The organism is Mucilaginibacter sp. GW821-FHT07G05, assembly GCF_059418565.1.
On record NZ_JBWKQC010000001.1, the window covers coordinates 1,065,696 to 1,085,228 of the forward strand.

The 19,533-nt window shown below is 41.1% G+C and carries 25 protein-coding genes; 9 read left to right on the plus strand and 16 right to left on the minus strand.

Annotation, left to right across the window (positions count from 1 at the left end):
* Both AC07NA_RS04250 and AC07NA_RS04255 read left to right on the plus strand, forming a co-directional pair.
* Window positions 1-1,143: a putative sensor domain DACNV-containing protein gene (locus AC07NA_RS04250; RefSeq protein ID WP_494895942.1), complete on the plus strand. Its 1,143-nt coding sequence runs from the start codon at window positions 1-3 to the stop codon at window positions 1,141-1,143.
* Window positions 1,144-1,169: 26 nt separating this feature from the next.
* Window positions 1,170-1,415, plus strand: coding sequence for a hypothetical protein (locus AC07NA_RS04255; protein ID WP_494895943.1), 246 nt, complete (start codon window positions 1,170-1,172; stop codon window positions 1,413-1,415).
* Here AC07NA_RS04255 and AC07NA_RS04260 read toward each other — a convergent pair.
* The 3 genes from AC07NA_RS04260 to AC07NA_RS04270 all read right to left on the minus strand — a co-directional run bounded on the left by AC07NA_RS04260 (window position 1,412) and on the right by AC07NA_RS04270 (window position 3,856).
* Window positions 1,412-2,065, minus strand: coding sequence for a YceH family protein (locus AC07NA_RS04260; RefSeq protein WP_494895945.1), 654 nt, complete (start codon window positions 2,063-2,065; stop codon window positions 1,412-1,414). The two genes, AC07NA_RS04255 and AC07NA_RS04260, sit on opposite strands and share 4 nt — an antisense overlap.
* A gap of 92 nt (window positions 2,066-2,157) precedes the next feature.
* On the minus strand, window positions 2,158-3,279 hold the full coding sequence (locus tag AC07NA_RS04265) for a S1C family serine protease (protein ID WP_494895947.1): 1,122 nt from the start codon (window positions 3,277-3,279) through the stop codon (window positions 2,158-2,160).
* A 4-nt stretch (window positions 3,280-3,283) separates the two neighbouring features.
* Window positions 3,284-3,856 carry an RNA polymerase sigma factor gene (locus tag AC07NA_RS04270; RefSeq protein WP_494895949.1) on the minus strand — a complete coding sequence of 191 codons (573 nt, stop codon included), beginning with the start codon at window positions 3,854-3,856 and terminating at the stop codon, window positions 3,284-3,286.
* A 235-nt stretch (window positions 3,857-4,091) separates the two neighbouring features.
* Here AC07NA_RS04270 and AC07NA_RS04275 point away from each other — a divergent pair, with 235 nt between their 5' ends.
* Both AC07NA_RS04275 and AC07NA_RS04280 read left to right on the plus strand, forming a co-directional pair.
* Window positions 4,092-4,295 carry a hypothetical protein gene (locus AC07NA_RS04275; protein ID WP_494895951.1) on the plus strand — a complete coding sequence of 68 codons (204 nt, stop codon included), beginning with the start codon at window positions 4,092-4,094 and terminating at the stop codon, window positions 4,293-4,295.
* A gap of 127 nt (window positions 4,296-4,422) precedes the next feature.
* A complete protein-coding gene (locus AC07NA_RS04280) occupies window positions 4,423-4,620 on the plus strand; it encodes a hypothetical protein (RefSeq protein WP_345209568.1) in 198 nt (65 codons plus the stop codon).
* A gap of 84 nt (window positions 4,621-4,704) precedes the next feature.
* Here the strand turns inward: AC07NA_RS04280 and AC07NA_RS04285 are convergent, their stop codons facing one another.
* Window positions 4,705-5,160, minus strand: coding sequence for a PA2169 family four-helix-bundle protein (locus AC07NA_RS04285; protein ID WP_345209569.1), 456 nt, complete (start codon window positions 5,158-5,160; stop codon window positions 4,705-4,707).
* 24 nt (window positions 5,161-5,184) lie between these two features.
* Window positions 5,185-5,427, minus strand: a complete 243-nt coding sequence (locus tag AC07NA_RS04290) for a hypothetical protein (RefSeq protein ID WP_494895954.1) — start codon at window positions 5,425-5,427, stop codon at window positions 5,185-5,187.
* A gap of 285 nt (window positions 5,428-5,712) precedes the next feature.
* Between AC07NA_RS04290 and AC07NA_RS04295 the strand changes: the two genes are divergently transcribed.
* Window positions 5,713-7,212: an ATP-binding cassette domain-containing protein gene (locus AC07NA_RS04295; protein WP_494895956.1), complete on the plus strand. Its 1,500-nt coding sequence runs from the start codon at window positions 5,713-5,715 to the stop codon at window positions 7,210-7,212.
* Here the strand turns inward: AC07NA_RS04295 and AC07NA_RS04300 are convergent.
* Window positions 7,209-7,859 carry a hypothetical protein gene (locus AC07NA_RS04300; protein WP_494895958.1) on the minus strand — a complete coding sequence of 217 codons (651 nt, stop codon included), beginning with the start codon at window positions 7,857-7,859 and terminating at the stop codon, window positions 7,209-7,211. The two genes, AC07NA_RS04295 and AC07NA_RS04300, sit on opposite strands and share 4 nt — an antisense overlap.
* Before the next feature lie 108 nt (window positions 7,860-7,967).
* Here AC07NA_RS04300 and mqnC point away from each other — a divergent pair, with 108 nt between their 5' ends.
* On the plus strand, window positions 7,968-9,092 hold the full coding sequence (mqnC, locus tag AC07NA_RS04305) for a cyclic dehypoxanthinyl futalosine synthase (protein WP_345209574.1): 1,125 nt from the start codon (window positions 7,968-7,970) through the stop codon (window positions 9,090-9,092).
* 58 nt (window positions 9,093-9,150) lie between these two features.
* Here mqnC and AC07NA_RS04310 read toward each other — a convergent pair whose 3' ends face one another.
* Window positions 9,151-9,996, minus strand: coding sequence for a ferritin-like domain-containing protein (locus tag AC07NA_RS04310; RefSeq protein ID WP_494895960.1), 846 nt, complete (start codon window positions 9,994-9,996; stop codon window positions 9,151-9,153).
* A 12-nt stretch (window positions 9,997-10,008) separates the two neighbouring features.
* Window positions 10,009-10,716, minus strand: a complete 708-nt coding sequence (locus AC07NA_RS04315; protein WP_494895962.1) for a ferritin-like domain-containing protein — start codon at window positions 10,714-10,716, stop codon at window positions 10,009-10,011.
* A gap of 137 nt (window positions 10,717-10,853) precedes the next feature.
* Between AC07NA_RS04315 and scpB the strand changes: the two genes are divergently transcribed.
* The 3 genes from scpB to AC07NA_RS04330 all read left to right on the plus strand — a co-directional run bounded on the left by scpB (window position 10,854) and on the right by AC07NA_RS04330 (window position 12,939).
* Entirely contained in the window at window positions 10,854-11,417 is a 564-nt protein-coding gene (gene scpB / locus AC07NA_RS04320; protein WP_494895964.1) for an SMC-Scp complex subunit ScpB, read from the plus strand.
* 136 nt (window positions 11,418-11,553) lie between these two features.
* Entirely contained in the window at window positions 11,554-11,751 is a 198-nt protein-coding gene (locus AC07NA_RS04325) for a hypothetical protein (protein ID WP_345209578.1), read from the plus strand.
* A 69-nt stretch (window positions 11,752-11,820) separates the two neighbouring features.
* Window positions 11,821-12,939, plus strand: a complete 1,119-nt coding sequence (locus AC07NA_RS04330) for a GNAT family N-acetyltransferase (protein ID WP_494895966.1) — start codon at window positions 11,821-11,823, stop codon at window positions 12,937-12,939.
* A 27-nt stretch (window positions 12,940-12,966) separates the two neighbouring features.
* Here AC07NA_RS04330 and AC07NA_RS04335 read toward each other — a convergent pair whose 3' ends face one another.
* The 8 genes from AC07NA_RS04335 to mce all read right to left on the minus strand — a co-directional run bounded on the left by AC07NA_RS04335 (window position 12,967) and on the right by mce (window position 19,429).
* Window positions 12,967-13,308 (minus strand): helix-turn-helix domain-containing protein, encoded by a 342-nt coding sequence (locus tag AC07NA_RS04335; RefSeq protein ID WP_345209580.1) that lies wholly within the window; start codon window positions 13,306-13,308, stop codon window positions 12,967-12,969.
* A gap of 91 nt (window positions 13,309-13,399) precedes the next feature.
* Window positions 13,400-14,755 carry a UDP-N-acetylmuramate--L-alanine ligase gene (locus AC07NA_RS04340; protein WP_494895968.1) on the minus strand — a complete coding sequence of 452 codons (1,356 nt, stop codon included), beginning with the start codon at window positions 14,753-14,755 and terminating at the stop codon, window positions 13,400-13,402.
* 97 nt (window positions 14,756-14,852) lie between these two features.
* Window positions 14,853-15,689 (minus strand): 50S ribosomal protein L11 methyltransferase, encoded by an 837-nt coding sequence (prmA, locus tag AC07NA_RS04345; RefSeq protein WP_494895970.1) that lies wholly within the window; start codon window positions 15,687-15,689, stop codon window positions 14,853-14,855.
* Window positions 15,690-15,808: 119 nt separating this feature from the next.
* On the minus strand, window positions 15,809-16,138 hold the full coding sequence (locus AC07NA_RS04350; protein ID WP_494895972.1) for a hypothetical protein: 330 nt from the start codon (window positions 16,136-16,138) through the stop codon (window positions 15,809-15,811).
* A gap of 194 nt (window positions 16,139-16,332) precedes the next feature.
* Window positions 16,333-17,097 carry a triose-phosphate isomerase gene (gene tpiA, locus AC07NA_RS04355; protein WP_494895974.1) on the minus strand — a complete coding sequence of 255 codons (765 nt, stop codon included), beginning with the start codon at window positions 17,095-17,097 and terminating at the stop codon, window positions 16,333-16,335.
* A gap of 49 nt (window positions 17,098-17,146) precedes the next feature.
* A complete protein-coding gene (locus AC07NA_RS04360; RefSeq protein ID WP_494895976.1) occupies window positions 17,147-18,331 on the minus strand; it encodes a putative sugar nucleotidyl transferase in 1,185 nt (394 codons plus the stop codon).
* A 65-nt stretch (window positions 18,332-18,396) separates the two neighbouring features.
* Window positions 18,397-18,645, minus strand: coding sequence for a type B 50S ribosomal protein L31 (locus AC07NA_RS04365; protein WP_345209586.1), 249 nt, complete (start codon window positions 18,643-18,645; stop codon window positions 18,397-18,399).
* A 385-nt stretch (window positions 18,646-19,030) separates the two neighbouring features.
* Window positions 19,031-19,429, minus strand: coding sequence for a methylmalonyl-CoA epimerase (gene mce / locus AC07NA_RS04370; protein WP_494895978.1), 399 nt, complete (start codon window positions 19,427-19,429; stop codon window positions 19,031-19,033).
* Window positions 19,430-19,533: the final 104 nt, after the last annotated feature.

The window sequence follows — 19,533 nt, forward strand, 5'->3', positions numbered from 1 at the left end:
ATGCTATCTGAACCTACATACCTGGCTGCGCGAATGGTAGCTTCTACTATTGAGAACCATTTTGCCAAGCATATTACCGCCGCAAGGGTTTTCAGCGACCTTAATTTGTCGCGGGATTTGAGCGCGCGCATTATTGAAGCAGTTATTGATGTAGCATTTTGGGCCAGCCTGCGCCGCGAAGAGGGCAAACCACCTAAAATATCAATGGCACTGCTGCACCCTTCACAATCAGAACAACCGCTTTTATTTGAGAACCGCATCAGGCTAACACCTCAAAACCTAATAAAACTTGCCCCTGCCGTTGAGCAACCGGGCATACATTTAGGCATTTGGCACGAGGAGGATGATATTTACATCTGGGGCACTACCAACTCCATACCGGGTATTTGCTTTGTGCTGGAAGTGGTGGAACCAGGACTGCTGGTTATAAAACATAAACGCATTGATGGCTTTGGCAAGTTTGTGAACATTGCCATTTTAAAAGGCGACGAGATAAAAATTGTTGACGAAGAAACATCCGGCGTAGGCGATTGCCCGAGTTTATTGACTTCGTTACTTGGTTTGCCCCTGCCCTCATCTACCGAAGAAGGTGTAAACGTATTAGTTGAGCTGGCTTCATCTATGCGGAGCCACGGCCGGGGCGGTATATTACTGATAGTACCACAGGGCTCGGCCACCTGGCGCAATTCTATTGTGCAGCCCATGAACTATCCCGTTACGCCTGCTTATACGGTGATCACTAACCTGATGCAGATGGACCTGGAAGAGCGTGACACACTGGAATGGCAGGAGGCTTTACTGGATGCCATAAAGGTGATCGGTGGTTTTACCGCTGTAGATGGCGCTACCGTAATTACCGATCAGCACGAGTTAATGGCTTTTGGTGCCAAAATAGCCCGATCAGAGAACAGCGTGCCGGTAGAACAATTAATTGTTACCGAACCTATTGTAGATGGCAAGGCTACCCGCCGCCACCCCGCGCAAAACGGGGGTACAAGGCATTTGGCCGCGGCACAGTTTGTACACGACCAACACGACGCATTGGCTTTGGTTGCCTCGCAGGACGGGCATTTTACTGTCTTCTCCTGGTCGAACCAATTGAACTTGGTACACGCCCATAAAATTGATATCCTGCTGTTATAAATTTGTCCCCTACTGTTGTTATTATAATGGACGATCACGACCCGCTAAGCGCTTCGCTGTACGAGATGAAGCTTGAAGAAATTTACCACAAGCACGATTGGTTGAGCTACGAAATATCCCTCAAAGGCTTCATCGATCTTTTCCCGGTTTATTACAAAGAGGGCACGCCGCTTAAACCCGAAATGCCAGAAGATTTTGGCTTGGGTAAAAACATTTTCCTTGAAGTGTTGGTCGCTTTTAATCAAACATTCATTCCGTTAACGGGCAATTAGCCCATTAACTCTTTCATCAGTTTGTTAAAGGCTTCTTTCAGCTCCGCCAGTTCCTGCTCCAATATAGCTACTCGGTTTTCCAGTTCACCTGACGATCTGCGTACGGGTTCGGCAAAGCTTTCCTCGTCGTTCACGTCAAACGAACCGCCTAATAAGTGCATGTAACGAGCCTCTTTTTGACCGGGACGTTTAGGCAACTGTTGCAGGTAATGCGGCTCTTCGGTAGCTAATTTATCCAGTATTTCCTGTACTTCGTCCAATGTTTCAAACTCGTATAAACGGCCCGAATTGGTATTCAGTTCGCCGGGTGTTTGCGGTCCGCGAAGTATCAATAAACTGATAATGACCAGTTCGGCAGGCACTACCGGGAATACAATGGCAAAGTTATGCTTATATTTAGTAGCACGGCTTGAACCACCTGTTGCGGTAGAGATCAACCCTTTTCTTTTTAATGTATCAAGCGCCGTTATAACCACCTCATCATCATAATCAACCACCGGCTTGCGGGCAGTTTTTTGGTTGCAGGCAGTGGTTAAACTATTTAAAGTAAGCGGATAATATTCGGGCGTGGTACGCGATTTTTCTATCAGTACGCCTAATACCCTAAGCTCGCTATCATTTAATACAGGTAAGGTTTGTGTTTGATCCATGGTCAAATATAACATTCCGGTTAAATGTGTAACAAAAAAGCCCGGATGAAATTTTTCAACCGGGCCAATATATGTTTGGATTTTTATGGGGCTTAATAAACCTTAACCATGAAAATATACTTTTGCAGCTTTGCAAGCTGTTGCGTGCGGCTTAAACCTGCCAGTGAGCTTTTGGTTTTATTTTTGGTGTTAAGGCTGAGCTTACGTTTCAGCGAGTCAGAAGGAATATCCTGAATAGCTTTCAGCAAATAGTTTGATTTAATGGCGTAAGCAGAACTTTCGTATTGCGTTTGTTTACCGCTGATAATACCAATCAGGTTGCCTTTGCTATCCAGCAATGGACCACCGCTATTACCCGGACGGGCAGCTATAGATACCTCGTAAGCAGTGGTATCGCCGTTAAAGCCTGCTGCCGATGTTAAAAAGCCCGGTCCGAAAGCGATTGCATCACTTGGATAACCTATAGTATATACATCCTCACCTAAATCACTTTTTGATTTTTTGAAGTTGTACGGTACAGCGCCTAAGTTTTTAAATTCCGAATCGTTAATCTCCAGTACAGCAATATCATGTTCCGGCTCGCTGTATACCACTTTTGCATGGTACGAATCGCCGTTTACATTTTGTACGTAAAGCGAATCGGCACCTTTAATTACATGGTAATTGGTAACGATATAACCGTTTGAGGTAAGCGCGAAACCGGTACCGCGAAAATTACCCGGATTAATAACAGGTTTCGGCTTATCCGATTTATTGATATTATTAAGTATGCGGTTATTGGTAGCGTTTATTCTTGCGGTTGAAGTTTGCAAACTACCTATCTTATCGCGCAATTCAAGATATTTTGAATCCTTATTATTGAACTTGCCGGTAAAGAACAAAGTGCTCAGCATAGCAAAAATAGCTATAGACGCCGCTACAGATATTTTTGAGTGATGATGGCGCCATATACTCACAATCCACGACGGATGAACCATCAGTTCTTCCTTCAGTGTATTCACATCAATTTCATCATGAATAGCGTTCAGCCTGGTTTCCAGGTCTAAACGTTCGCCGTAATGTTTTAACAGGCCAACAAAAGCCTGGTGTTCAACAACCTGACTATCGATAACCGCGTTCTCTTTACGCAATTGCTCAAACTGCGCGCGTTCTTCAAGGCTCATTTCGCCGTTGAGGTAGCGTTCAATCTGTTCTAACATTTTAGTATCGCTCATCACTTTAATCTTGCTGAAAAAATAATTTCTTTAACCGTTGTAAACATTTATACTTCTGGGTTTTGGCATTATCGGCATTGGTATAACCAAAGCGTTCGCAAATTTCCTGCATAGACCGGTTATGGATATAAAAATCTTCCATAATGGTTTTGCAGGGCTCGCCCAGCAGTTTTAAGGCATTTTCCATTTTGCTGAACTGTATATCCCTGTCGCTGTGTGCTTCCGCCTCATCTTCCTCAACCGGGGCATACTCCTGAAAATCCTTTATATCGCCTCCGTAACGGCTCATTTGCGTTAGGCGTTTAAGCCATAAGCGCCTGCTTACCGAGTATATATAGGTTTTAAGCTTACTACTCCGCTCAAAATTACCTGCCTTAACCTTATTATAAAGAACGATAATGGCTTCCTGATAAATATCCTTAGCGTCATCAGCGCTGCCATTGTTATTTATGATCAACTGCAACACCATCGGGAAATACGCCAGATACAGCTTTTTTAAAACCGTTTCCGAATTATTAAGGATACCGAGAATTACCTCGCTATCTGTTGGTGTTGAACTGTTTAAATGTTTATTCACTACTTAATACAATTTATATTAAAATGTAACCCATACCCGCAAAAAATATTTTTATTATCGGCGTTACATAATACAGGCAAACATAACGTTCAAAAACACAAGTATAGCATTAAAATATAAATCATTGATTTATAAATGATTGTAATATTTTTCTTATTATTTTCTAATTTATTGGGTTACCTTTTTCATTTACCGGTATAAAAGGCTCACAACTAACAATTAAAAAGATATTAACATGAAAAATGCATTCAAATTCGGTTTCTTAGCTTTAGCTATCTCTGTTTCTTTAGCTGCTTGCGGTGGTAAAGGTGGTGCTTCTACTGATTCTCCTGCTGCTGATTCTCCAGCTGTTGATACTGTAGTTAAAACTGACTCTCCAGCTGTTGATACAACTGTAGTTAAAGTTGACACTGCTAAAGCTGATACAACTAAAAAATAATTATCTCCCTTAGGGGAAATAATCTTAAAAAAGGTAATCTTAATTTTTTTTCAAAAAAATTGGGTTACCTTTTTTAGTTTCCGGTATTAAGGGTGAAAACTATTAAATCACTTAAAAAAAATTCATCATGAAAAATGCATTCAAATTCGGCTTTTTAGCTTTAGCTATCTCTATCTCAGTTGCAGCTTGCAAAGGTTCTGGTTCAGGTTCAACTGATTCAGCTGCTGCTGATTCTCCAGCTGCTGATACTGTTAAAGTTGATTCTCCAGCTGCTGACACTGTTAAAGCTGATTCTCCAGCTGCTGATACTGCTGCTAAAATGTAATTTTTGCGCAAGCAAAATACAAAGCATAAAAAATCCGGTTCAAATATTTGAACCGGATTTTTTTATTGGTACTATTTTTTATTCTTATTGTACATGATCGCGCAGGGCTTTTACCTCATCGTGCGCGGCCTGTAAAATTTCCTGCTGTTTGTATAGTATATCTTTTATATACGCAGGCAGTGCTTCATCTTCAATCGCGCTTCTGTAAGCCAACTTTATGGCATCTTCGCCAAATTCGCATTCTTCTAATACGCTTTTGGTATTATGGCCGGTAAATGTGGCTTTAACACCTAACCATGCACGATGTATTTTACCGCTGGCCGATGTTGTATTGTCAATATCTTTACCTAATACCTGTACCTCGGTACCCAGTTCCAGCTTAAACTGATGGCTCTCGCCTACCAGGTTGGTAAAAAGATACTTGATATCGGCATCTTCTTCTTTCAATTCTTTTAATGCCAGTTCGTAACCGGCAATACGGTCGTTGTTGATCTGGATCAGATCGTTCAATATTTCTATTGTTGCTTGCGTGTTTTCCATTGTAGTAGTTTTAATAGTAAATATTTAGCGCCCTCTAAATAAAGAGAATAGCCATAAAATAATTCCTAATACTATAACTACAACGATGATGCCAACATAATACCCGGCCTTAAATATGTCCACAATAAGCGAACAACTGTTTAAAGTCATCATAGCCAGCGCCAGTAACAATACATTTAACTTTCTCATAATTTTATAAAACGCATACTCATAGCCATTTAACAAAATGCCAATCAGTATAATTACCGGCTTTGCAGCCGTATACATTTAAGCAAACATTAAAAAGCAAGGTATTTAGGTTAATACAACCTGGTGTTGGTACACCGGTAAAAGATTTATTAAAAATACATTTTTTTCAATAAAAAGGCGCAATTATTATAATACATTTATTTATAGCTATAATTTAACTTAAAGTTTTAATGAAATGAAATTTAAGGTTAATTATGGCAAGCGAATTTGCTTCAGGCTGCTATCGCCTATCAGCATAGTTACACAACGCTGCTTTTCAATTTGCCGATAAGTTATGTAGTTTTAGCGGCAACTATTTTAATTATGCTACAGCCCATTCTATCTATAAAAAACGCGTTGGTACGCTCACAAAACAAAACGCTTTTTGGTAATCTTAACTTTAGTGTAAACAAAAACGAACACTGGGCACTGATAGGTAAAAGCGGATCGGGCAAGAGCGTGTTGCTGCAAACCATAGCGGGTAAGTTCAGCGTAAGTGGCGGCGAAGTTCATAATTATTTTTTCGACGATTTTATAACGCAGCATCCACCAAAAAAAGACGGACTGACCACCTTTCATAATTTTATATCATTGGTAGAAGGCAAGCATCATTTCAAAAACAAATCAAACACTACCGATTTTTATTACCAGCAGCGTTATAACTCGTCGGATTCGGAAGACGCGCAAACCGTTGAAGAATACCTGCACGATATTGTATCGTTTACAGGCTTGCAGCATTGGCAATACGAAAACGTTGTTGAGTTGCTTAACCTATCCCAATTAACCGGTAAAGAACTCATCAAACTCTCTAACGGCGAAACCAAACGGGTAAGGCTGGCCTCTGCCCTGCTTAAAAACCCACTGATATTGTTGCTCGATAATCCGCTGACCGGGCTGGATGTACAAACCCGTGCAGAGTTTAACGGCATTATCGGGAAAATCATAGCTTCGGGCATTAACGTAATTATAGCTACCTCTCCCCGCGAAATACCTGATGCCATAACCCACATCGCGGTGATTGATAACGGGGAAATAACCGCGGTGATCGCTAAAAAAGATTTCGACCCGGCAAAATTCGCGTCGAACATTCAGGACGATATTGATGTAACCGAATTACAGGAACTGCTTAACAACACCGAAGCCGTAGTTTATAATGATATAGTGAAGATCAATAAGGCACACATTCGCTATGATAAAAATATCATTCTGGATGATGTTAGCTGGCACATCACACCCGGTGAACGCTGGGCATTGCTGGGTGCTAACGGCGCAGGAAAATCAACCTTGTTAAGTTTAATTAATGGCGATAACCCACAGGCTTATGCAAATGATATAGTATTATTTGATAAAAAACGCGGCACCGGCGAAAGCATTTGGGATATAAAAAAACGCATAGGCTTTGTTTCTCCCGAACTTTACCAGTACTTCCCTACTGATAACAGCTGTTTGCAGGTGATCGAATCGGGGTATTATGATACGTTGGGTTTGTTCAGGCCAAGCGATGCGAAAAGATCTGCGACCGCGTTGCGCTGGATGAAAGCTTTACAAATAGATCAATACGCCCGCACCCTGCTAAAAAACATACCGGCCAGCGCGCAAAGGCTATGTTTACTGGCCCGCGCGTTGATCAAAAATCCGCCCCTGCTCATTTTTGACGAACCTTGCCAGGGCCTGGATGAATTTCAGCAACTGCATTTTAAACACCTCACCGATACCATCTGCAACCTGAGCAATGTTACGCTGATTTATGTAAGCCATTACCAGCATGAAATTCCGGATAGCGTTACCAGGGTTTTAAAGCTGGATAAAGGACGAGTGGTTTAAAATGATGGTATAATTCTTCTTTTAACGTTGAGGATTACTAAGTAAATCATTACAGCCCATAATATTAATATGAGGTAAAATGATTGTGCTACAGGACTGCTCTTTATTAATGTATATACGGCCGATAATGAACTATAATCAGCAGGCTCACTACGTGGAATAAAATTCATACCTGCGCAATGCATCTTCATTCCAACTTCAGACTTTGGGGTATTAATATGTTGTATTAAACACTTGTCATCCTGAAAGGTGCATATTACGTTATTTTCCTTGTAACCGTAGCAAAGGTTAATTACTTCAACCATATCAGCATATTGTGTTTTGCCGCCAAATGTGATTGCTATACCATTAACGGTATCCTTATTTGCTACAAGGTTAAGTATGGCCTTATTAGTTTGTGAAATAACCTGCTCAATGTCTTCGTGCGATAAACCATTGCTAATGACCTTGTAATTGTTTAACAGTTGTGGTTCTTTAGATAACTCATACATTTTCACTGAAACTTTACTTCTGTATGCAACATCAGCACCGTACCATATTTTGCCTGCCTCGTGATATTGAATGTAAATAACACACAGCAACGGCAATACCAGCAGGCTTAATAAACCCGGGTAATATAATTTGGTAAATTTTGGGCGGCTTAACATGGTGGTATAAATATAGTTATCTGTTTTGATGTATTTATGTGTGTACCGCTATTGTCAATTATTTTATAGTAATTTTAAATGAGCATTAAATAGACGTATTTTTGTTATATGAATACAGCCGATCTTTTGCAACGCGCGTTGCAGTTTGATTTTTTGAGTATTGAAGAAGGTGTTTATTTATACAATAACGCCCCTACCGCACAACTGATGCACGTGGCTAACGAGCTGCGCAAAATACAGGTGCCGCACAATAAGGTTACCTGGCAAATAGACCGGAATGTTAACACTACCAACGTATGTATAGCTAACTGTAAGTTCTGTAACTTTTTCAGGCGCCCCGGTCACGAGGACAGCTACATTACTGATATAGAAACTTATAAGCAAAAGATAGAAGAAACCTTCAGGTATGGCGGCGATCAGCTACTGTTACAGGGCGGCCACCACCCCGATCTTGGGCTGGCTTTTTATACCGATCTGTTCAGCAAACTGAAAGAGCTATATCCAAAATTGAAACTGCATTCTTTAGGTCCGCCGGAGATTGCGCACGTAGCCAAATTGGAGGGCATAAGCCATTACGAGGTGCTGAAAGCAATGAAAGAAGCCGGGCTCGACTCCTTACCCGGTGCAGGCGCCGAAATACTGAACGACCGTGTACGCCGACTGATATCAAAAGGTAAATGCGGTGGTAAAGAATGGCTGGATGTAATGCGTGCCGCACACCAGTTGAACCTACCAAGTTCGGCTACCATGATGTTTGGCCATATCGAAACCATTGAAGAACGCTTTGAGCACCTGGTTTGGATACGCGAAGTACAAGCCGAAAAACCGGAAGGGCATTACGGCTTTATCGCCTTTATACCATGGCCTTTTCAGGACGACGGCACCTTGCTGCGCAAAGTACGCGGCATCACCAATAATGTAACCGGCGACGAATATATTCGCATGATAGCCCTGAGCCGTATTATGCTGCCCAATATTAAAAACATACAGGCATCATGGTTAACAGTGGGTAAACAGGTAGCGCAACTATGTTTGCATGCAGGCGCTAACGATTTTGGCTCTATCATGATAGAAGAAAATGTGGTATCTGCCGCGGGCGCGCCGCACAGGTTTACCGCTAAAGGTATACAGCAATCTATTATTGAAGCCGGTTTCGAGCCGCAATTACGCACCCAAAAATATGAGTGGCGCGATATTCCTGTTCAGATAGAAGAACAGGTGATCAACTACTAAAAAACACAAAGGCCGGATGCTTACGCACCCGGCCTTTTAATTTATATTCAACTTTAACTTAAGCTGGTTTAATAAATGAACCTACTAACAGGGCCTCAACTTTGGCTCTTTCCAATGGTTCATCAAACGAAGCGGTAGCTGATTTTTTGCTGTTACTTGAACCTACAGCCGGTAAGCTGGTAAGTGTAACACCACCTTGTACTATATTATCTTCGCCTGCGTAGTTACCGTCAACAGCTGCAATACCGGTATCATTACCTTTAGTATCGCTGGTAATCCAAGGTTTAAGACCAAGGTTAAGCTTTTTGTTGATCAGATAACGTACAGCAGAAGCGTGTCTTGCCTCTACTGCGTGAATTGCTAAAGCAGCACCTAATACCACCTGGTTACCTTTTAGGAAGGGGGCCTGACCTTTGTAAGCACGTACACCGGTATCTTCAAAAGCAACCGATACTTTCAAAAAGGTATCATAGTTGGTTAACACATCGGCAAAAGCACCACCGCCGGTTACATCAAATATGTATGATGACTTTGAAATAGCGGCAGTACCTAATACTTTTTGCAAAAATGCAACGTGGTTATTTTCGTCTCTCGCTATTTTAGTAAAATAGTTAGCTTTATCATTAGCGTTGATAAGGCCACTTGCCGCAACACCTTTATTATAAAACTCAGCCTCTAAAAACTCCAGCAATAAAGCAAAGTTTAATACCGAGTTAACATCAGTACCGGCGGTTTGTCCGTAAGCTTTTTTAAACAGTGTTGCAAAAGCGAAAGGCATTGCTGCAACAGCTACTTTTGAACCAAAGCTCGTTATATTTTTTATCGCGGCACGGCGCGGGTTGATACGATCGTTAAATTCCGGATCGATCTTTTCTATTTCTTCTATTACATTAAATAAATTCATGGCGATGTTTGGTTAAAAGGTGAAACTTTTGGCACTAACTTTAGTTTTCAGGAAAAGATTGGCTGTTGCCAATACTTTAGTAGGTCCGTTTGAAATATTCAAACCATTGGCATCTACCTGATCACTGTCAACAAAACTACCTTCGGTGATCAGGTTACTGATCAAAGCAGCGTGCCTTGCTTCTACCGATACAATTTTACCGGCAAGGGTTAAATAATCGGCATTTTCAATTTTGAAAGCGATACCATCGTACGCGGTTACACCTAAATCTTCAAATGCTTTTGCAGCGCCTAAAACGCTTGTTTTTTTACTGAAATCAATTTTACTGAAATCAGGAGTTAAGCCTTTAATAGCTTTTGCACCTAACGCGGCTTTAAAAAACTCGCGGTGTAACACTTCGTGATCGCGGATGTCAGTAAATAAGGCTCTTTCGTCTGTAGTAAATTCAGATGAGAAAGAGTTTACTACCTGGATGTAAAACGCGGCCTCTAATTGTTCAAGCGCGTAAGCGTAGTTTAATATACCAATGTCGCCTGAGCCTATATCAGTAATATCTGTACCGCCGTTGTTTCCGCCTTCAATTACGGCGTCATTAGCATTGTCCTTTGTGCATGACTGCATGGCCAATGCGCCAACTACTGTAGCCGCCCCTGCGTAGCGCAAAAACGACCTCCGGGCGATGTTCACATTACCCATGTTTTGTTCTGTTTCTGTTTTCATAAATAAGAAGTTGATATTGTTTATAAATTATACCAATAGATACAATATTTTTGAGCCGGCAGTTTCGCAATTACAACAAACTTGTTACAACTTGAAAGAGTAGCTGAATTTGGAGTAAAAAATTATTTTTTGTATACATGGCAGAGAGCATTGAATTATACGTAGAGGCACTGATATTTTCGTCAGAACAAAGCCTTCGGCGCGAAGAGATTAACTATTGTTTGCAGGCCGCTTTTGAACGCGACTTTGATAACCAGGAGATAGAAGCCGCCCTGGCGAATATTAAAACCAAATACCTTGACGATAACTTCGCCATAGAACTGTTGCAACTGAACAACGGCTACCAGTTTCTCACCAAAAAACAATTTCACCCGGTGATAAGCCTGTTGCAGGCACAAAAAGCTAAAAAGAAACTAAGCCAGGCGGCCTTAGAAACCCTCGCTATTATTGCCTACAAGCAGCCAACTACCAAAACAGATATTGAACAAATACGGGGCGTAAACTGCGATTACTCCATTCAAAAGCTGCTGGAGAAGGAATTAATAAGCATTGTAGGCAAGTCGGAAACTATTGGCAAGCCTATACTTTACGGCACAAGCGCGCTTTTTATGGATTACTTTGGCATTAACAGCATACAAGAATTGCCTCATATAAAAGAACTTACTACCGGGGCATCAGCCATTGGCGATGTAACAGAATAATTTTTTAAATGTCTTTTATAAAAAAGCGTTTTTTAATTATTTTTACCAATACAATTAAGCTCATTTAAGAAGGATCAACAACACAAGATTCTTTTAATTTTATATAGCAACTAAGTATTACCATAAAATTTGCAAAATGGGAACTCCTAAAAAACCTGTAAAGAAACCGGCAGCAAAGCCTACGGCCAAAAATACGCCCGACCCTGCTGAAGAAACTAAGCCGAAGAAAAAATTTGTTGATGACGATGATGATTTTGACGAACCGTTAGACGACGCAGGCTACGAGTCGTTCAACGATTATGATGATGACGACGACGACGATTACAAATATTAATTAACCATATAAATGCAAAAAGCACCCGGCAAGAGCACACCGGATGCTTTTTGTGAGGGATACGTGTAAATGATCATTACTGAAGTTACTGATAAAATTACCCGTAATGATTTTTTAAACACAGCCCGCATCATATACCGGCACTATTCAAACTGGGTATGCCCGCTCGATAATGATATTGAGGCTGTTTTTGATCCTGAGAAGAACAGTTTTCACCAGCACGGTAATTGTACCCGCTGGATCCTTAAAAACGATACAGGCCTTCTTATAGGCCGTATAGCAGCATTTATTGATACCAACAAAGCTTACAAACACGAGCAGCCAACCGGCGGCGTGGGCTTTTTTGAGTGTATTGATAACGAAGCCGCCGCTTTCCTTTTATTTGATACCGCAAAACAGTGGCTGGCAAACCAAGGGATGCAAGCAATGGATGGCCCCATCAATTTTGGCGAAAATGATAGCTTTTGGGGATTGCTCACCGAGGGCTTCACCCCGCCATCGTACGGGATGAACTATAATCCGCCATATTATAAAAGCCTATTTGAAAAATATGGCTTTACGGTATTATACGAACAGATCACCAATCATTTCGACCTTCGGAAACCGCTACCTGACAGATTGAGCCGTATAGCCAAACGCACACTTAAAAAGCCGGGCTACAAGTTTGAATATTTAAAGAAAGCACAGATACAACGTTTCGCTGCCGATTTTATGGAAGTGTATAACGATGCCTGGAAAGATTTTGAGAACTTCACCCCTATCAGCTTCGATACCATTTTGCAAACCTTTGAGAAAATGAAAATGGTACTGGATGAGCAATTGATATGGTTTGCATACATAAATGATGAGCCAGTTGCCTTTATAGTAGTATTGCCCGATGCTAACCAGCTAATAAAACCCATGAACGGTAAAATGGACCTGGTAGGTAAGCTGAAATATTTATATCAAAAATGGAAAGGCGCTACCCGCATGCGCGCCATTGTAATGGGCACCAAACAAAAATACCAGAACCACGGTATCGAGTCGGGAATGTTTTATTTGCTTAAGAAATATATATCGACGGTGAAGCAATACGATGAGCTGGAACTATCGTGGGTAGGCGATTTTAATAAGAAAATGCTCGCGTTAAATAAAGCGATAGGTGCTACGTTTGGCAAAAAGCACGCCACTATGCGCTACAAATTTTAATTAACCCGGTACAAGGCCGGGTTAATATTATGCGGTAACTTTCTTTACTCTAAGTTCTTCAAACAGCTCAATTACCTTCTTTTGCAAGTCGATAACTTCCGTTTCGCGTTCGGTTAACTTTTTGTGGATGGTTTCCAACTCGTTAACAAACTTTTGTTCTTCTTCTGTATTGTTGAAAGTAAGCAGTTGCACTACCGACATTTCAAACAAAGTAGCTATTTGTTCAAGCCTTGACAGGTTGATATCGGTAATACCGGTTTCAATCTTAGAAAAAGCGGGAATTGAAATATCCAATTTTTTAGCGACATCTTCCTGGCTCCACCCTTTTTGGTGACGCAGCAGCCTGATCTTTTTTCCCAGTGTTTTCATTTAGTTAAAATTTAATTAAGGATGTTAGGTTTCTCAATAGTTAATAAAGTTATAATTTATTTTTATTAAAAACCAATATTTTTTAAACTACTTACAATAATTTGTTCGTTATTCCCTGCAAATCTATTCCGCCGAAATTTCCGGAGCTCATCATCAATAAGTTACAGTTTTTTAGTTTAATATTTTCTAAATATTTTAATAACAACGCGGGGTCGTTAAAGAAAATAATACTTTCGTCGGCAAAGGCTGTCTTTACAACTTCGGCCGGATATGGCTCCAGTTTCTTTTGCTCAAAGGTTTTCTTATCAATAAAAACAATAGCTTCATCAGCTCCCTGCATGGTGCCGGCATACTCCGCCAAAAAATCTTTATTCAAACTGCTGAACGTGTGCAACTCAATGCAGGCAATTAACTTTCTATCAGTAAATTGTGCCCTTACTGCCTGTATGGTAGCCTTCAACTTTGAGGGCGAATGCGCGAAATCTTTATATACCGCAGCTTCATCATTACGGCCAAGCAGCTCTAACCTGCGGGCCGCGCCTTTAAATGTAGTTATGGCCGAGTAAAAACTTTCGGTTTTGATATCCAAACTTTCACAAACCAGGCGGGCTGCTTCAATATTTAATAAATTATGCTCGCCAAATACTTGCAGCGTATATATTTTATCGCCCGAAATAATATTTGTGATACCTTTATCAATAGTGTATTGCGGCAAAGCGTAAGGCAGCTTATTTACACCGGTATTTGTTTCAGAAACGGCCTTATTTAATACTTCGTCGGTTTTACTATAAATTAATTTACCGCCCGGTTGTATGGTATCAATGAAGATCTTAAACTGATCAATATAATTGTCAAACGTAGGGAAAACGTTAATATGATCCCAGGCGATGCCGCTTATAACGCCTATATCGGCCTTGTAGATATGAAACTTTGGTCGCCTGTCGATAGGTGAAGCAAGGTATTCGTCGCCTTCTATAATAATTACGGGGGCCTCTTCGGTAAGCTTTACCATGGTATCAAAACCGGCCAGTTGCGCCCCTACCAGGTAATCAAAATCTTTACCGGTTTCCTGCAAAACATGCAATATCATAGAGGTTATGGTAGTTTTACCATGACTGCCGCCAATTACAACACGCTTTTTGTTTTTTGATTGCTCGTAAATGTAATCGGGATACGAGTAAATTTTGATACCAAGTTCCTGGGCTTTTAATAATTCGGGATTATCAACACGGGCATGCATGCCTAAAATAACGGCATCAAGCCCGGTGGTCACTTTCTCCGGGAACCAGCCTTCTGTTTGCGGCAGCAAACCATAACGTGCCAGCCGCGATGAGGATGGCTCAAAAATATGGTCGTCAGAGCCGGTAACTATAAACCCTTTTTTATGTAAGGCGATAGCAAGATTATGCATAGCGCTTCCGCCTATCGCTATAAAGTGAACCCTCATTTATATCAAGAAATCATGGTAATTAAGGATTGCAATATAAATAAAAAACGCACTTTTTACAGTACGTTTTTTAACAATTATTTAAAAAGCTGTGCTACTAATTTAAAAATTTTGCAGCAACCCAATCCTTATCTTTCTTATGGCCAACATATTTAAGTCCCAGTTTAACAGCAGCTTCTGTAATTATTTCAAGATCAGGACTTTCATAAAATCCGCTGAAATAAATTTCGCCCCCGGGTTTTAATACTTCCACATAGCGCTCCATTTGATCGAGGAGTATATTACGGTTAATATTAGCCAAAATAGTGTCGTATTGCTCATCAGGGATCACTTCTTTTGAACCGCATATAGCCACTATGTTAGCGGTATTGTTAAGTGCCGAATTTTCTACCGTGCTATCATAACAGATAGGGTCATAATCAATTGCCGTAACAGCACTTGCGCCTAATTTTGAAGCCATTATAGCCAGTATACCGGTACCGCAGCCCATATCCAGTACCTTTTTACCGGCATATTCGTTCTCCAGCATCAGCTCCAGCATCATTGATGTGGTTTGGTGATGCCCTGTACCAAATGCCATTTTAGGGTCTATCACAATTTCATAAGGAAACTCGGGATGAGGCTCGTGGAAAGTAGCGCGCACAAATATCTTATCCTGTATTTGTATCGGGCTAAAGTTACCTTCCCATACCTCGTTCCAGTTTTTTTGCGGGATAATGTTTATCTCGTAATGGAAACTAAACATGGCAGCATAAGGCTCCAGTTGCGTGTCCATTAATTCCTGGTTAAAAACAGATTCGGGAACGTAGGCTTTAAAGCCCAGGTCTGTTTCTTCAAAAGTATCAAACTCCAAAGCCGCCAGTTCGTTAATCAGCAGATCTTTTTGATATTCTTCAACGGTATCAACCGTAAATATTAATTCGCAATAATTCATTTATTTCAGATATGGATTCAGTTTCCTGTGATATTATTTTCTGCAAGAAATCTATCAGCAAAACTATAAAGAATTTCGTTGGCTTCGCTAAACTAAACCTCTTTCTGAATGGTATTCTCTTAGGGCTTTTTCAATCGTGTAGCAAGTAAAAACATTACCGATAAATTCATTACCCAATACGCAAGCTGTATCATAGTTAATTTGCTGAAAAGACTAATGTAACTGTCTAAGCCATCAATTGAATCCCAAATAGCATAAGCGAAAGTGGCGGCGGCAAATAAACATGCCGTGAGTAGATCTGTAATGCCTAACAGCTTAGCGGCTACAGTATCAAATCCGTTAAATAACGGAACAACAATAAGCCACTGGGTAAGTAAGGCCACCACGAAAAAGAGCGGACCGAAGTAATAAAAACAGGCCATAAAACTATGCAGATCGCCTTGGCCCATATCAGCTATTTGATATGGTTGTATAAGGGAACTGCATAATACAATTGCGGTAAAAACAGCAAAAGCGATAATTACCGGCAAAAAAGTTTTCAATGTGCTGTTGATAGATCTGAGGGTTTGAGATGTTAGACTTGCGAGATGTAATTTAGTTACACAGCTCTTTGGCCTAACACCTCAATACTCAAAACCTATGCTTAGTTAAATACCTTAACGATATCAGCGAAATCGCGCGATTTAAGCGACGCGCCACCAATAAGGCCGCCATCGATATCCGGCTGCGCAAAAAGTTCGGCAGCGTTTTTTGGGTTACAGCTACCGCCGTAAAGTATAGTTGTTGCTTCGGCAGTTGCCTCGCCGTATTTAGCCGCGATTTCTTTACGGATAAAAGCATGAATTTCTTGTGCCTGGTCTGATGATGCAGTAACACCTGTACCAATAGCCCAAACCGGCTCGTAAGCAATTACCAATTTAGCAAAATCAGTTTCGCTCAGGTGAAAAACACCTTCTTCCAGTTGTGCTTTGATGATACCGAAATGCTCGTTAGCCTCACGCTCCTGCAAGGTTTCGCCAATACAGAAAATCGGTTTCAGGTCGTTTTTTAAAGCAGTATCAGTTTTTTGAGCCAATAACTGGTTGGTTTCGCCAAAGTACTGGCGACGCTCTGAGTGACCTAATATTACATACTGGGCACCAACTGACTTAATTTGTTTAGCAGAAATTTCGCCTGTATAAGCGCCGCTTTCGGCCTGATGTGCATTTTGTGCACCTACCGATACCTTATCGTATCCTTTTGCCAATTGCACAAGGCTATGTAAGTGGATGAACGGACTGCAAACTACGGCTTCCTGAGTACCGGTAATTTCATCTTTAACGATGTTGATCACTTCAGAAAATAAGCTTAAACCTTCGTTATAGTCCAGGTTCATTTTCCAGTTTCCGGCAACAATTTTTTTTCTCATTGTATTAAGTTATTATTTGATAAATATTTAATTGTTTGGCTGCAAGCTTTTAAAAGGGCCTGTAACCTTCAGTCAGTTCAAATACTTTTTTCAGGATGTCTTTTTCCACCTCATTATAAACGCGGTCATCCTTGCGGGCAAATACTCTTTCGGTGGTTTCTAACGCTTTATCCAGCTGGTAGGTTTGAAAACCCTCTGCCCCTCCCCACGAAAAATCGGCCACGTAGTTAGGCGGATAGCCCGCGCCAAAAACATTAGCGCTTACGCCAACCACGGTACCAGTATTAAACATGGTATTGATACCGCATTTAGCATGATCGGCCATGATTAGACCGCAAAATTGCAGGCCTGTTTTACGGAAACGCTGTGTTGGGTAGTCCCAAAGTTTCACCTCGGCATAGTTGTTTTTAAGGTTGGAGTTGTTGGAGTCGGCGCCGATATTGCACCACTCGCCCAATACCGAATTACCCAAATACCCTTCGTGCCCTTTTGAGGTATACCCCCATATAACGGCATTATTAATTTCGCCGCCCACACGCGAATGAGGGCCTATAGTAGTAGCGCCATATACCTTAGTGCCCATCTTAACCTGCGAATTTTCGCAAAGCGCGAAACCGCCGCGAATGTTGGTACCTTCCCAAACTTCGGTATTGGCAGCCAGGTAGATCGGCCCGTTTAAGGTGCTGAATGTACAGCATTCGGCAACCGCGCCTTCTTCGGCAAAAAACCTGTCGCCAATAATGGTATTGGTACTGCTCATTACCGCACTGGTACGCCCGGTGGTGATCAGGTCAAAATCTTTTTGCAGCTCGATAGCGTTCAGCCTGAAAATATCCTCGGGCTTACGAATATTTACAAAAAGCTTTTCATAGCTGATCACACGATCATAAACCGCGTCCAATTTAAAACCGGCAGCATCGACTTCTGAAAGTTTTACTGCCAATAGTTTATCGCCTGCTTTTAGGGCTTCGCCGGTTTGCAGTTTATCAATTGCTTCCGCAAGGTCTTTATCAGGGCAAATAGCGCCGTTAATAAATATATTTTCGGCCGCGGCAACTAACGGAAACTTAGTTTGCAGGTATGGTTGTGTATGAAAAGAAAAGTCGCTTTTTAACCAACGCCCCCATTTTTCGGCAATGGTTAAAATACCCAGGCGCAGATTGGCCACAGGGCGGGTATAGGTAAGGGGTAATAATGTTTGATGAGCAACGTCGTCAAATAGTATGATTGCCATGGCGCAAAAATAAAAAAAGTCCCGACTGCGAAGTCGGGACTTGTAAATATTTTACTAACACTCGATTACTTTTTGTTGTAACGGGTACGGAATTTATCGATACGACCAGCGGTATCAACCAATTTCATTTTACCAGTGTAAAAAGGGTGTGAAGTGTGAGAAATCTCTAATTTGATCAATGGATACTCATTACCGTCTTCCCACTTTACAGTTTCGCGGCTTTCGATGCATGATTTAGTTATGAAAGAGTAGTCGTTAGACATGTCTTTAAAAACAACTAACCTATAATTTGATGGGTGCAGATCTTTTTTCATTACGTTATACTTTCTTTTCTTATAAAAGAGGCGCAAATATAGTTTTTTATTCGGAAATAGAAAAGTGTTATTTGAAAATTTATTAACAGTGGTAAATGTGGATAAGTGAGGGGCAGTGATTTATTGCTGGCAGGTGCAGTTCTTCGTTAGGAATGGCAGTGCTTTAATCATTGTTAGTGGATGTACTTTTTTCTTTTCTCCCAAAAGAAAAAAGTACCAAAAAAGAAAAGTCGCGGCTGCGCAAGGAACTATGTTTGGGTTGTGCTGTGGCAGGGATAGTGCTACCCGTTCCTTACGATGCCGCATTTTGTCGGCTATGTTAGGCTTGTGCTCTTATTTGGCGATGACAATTCACACTCAGAACACGAACCTCGCCCCTGAAACCTCACACACTCATACACAACTCTATCAAAACCCCGTTAGTTCCCTTTGGGTGAATAAAGCAAACCAGCTTATTATCGGCACCTTTTTTGGGTTTATCGTTCAGTAAAACAAAGCCTTCGTTTTTCAGGCGATCCATTTCGGCTTCAATATCCTCTACCTCGAAAGCGATATGATGGATCCCCTCCCCTTTTTTGTCGATAAATTTAGCGATAGCACTATCGGGCGAGGTGGCTTCAAGCAGTTCTATTTTATTTGGCCCGGTAGCTAAAAAAGCGGTTAGTACACTTTCAGAAGCTACTTCTTCGGTTTTATATATATTTGTATTCAGCAGCTTTTCGTACAGGTTACCAGCTGTAGCCAGGCTTTTTACCGCTATACCGATGTGCTCTATTTTTTGCATGGTTTTTAATGATCGTAAAGCCGGTAAAGTGAGAATATGAGGAAGATAATGTATTGTTTCCTGTTATCGATCTTCAGCCTTTCAAACTACCCCGTTTATGACAG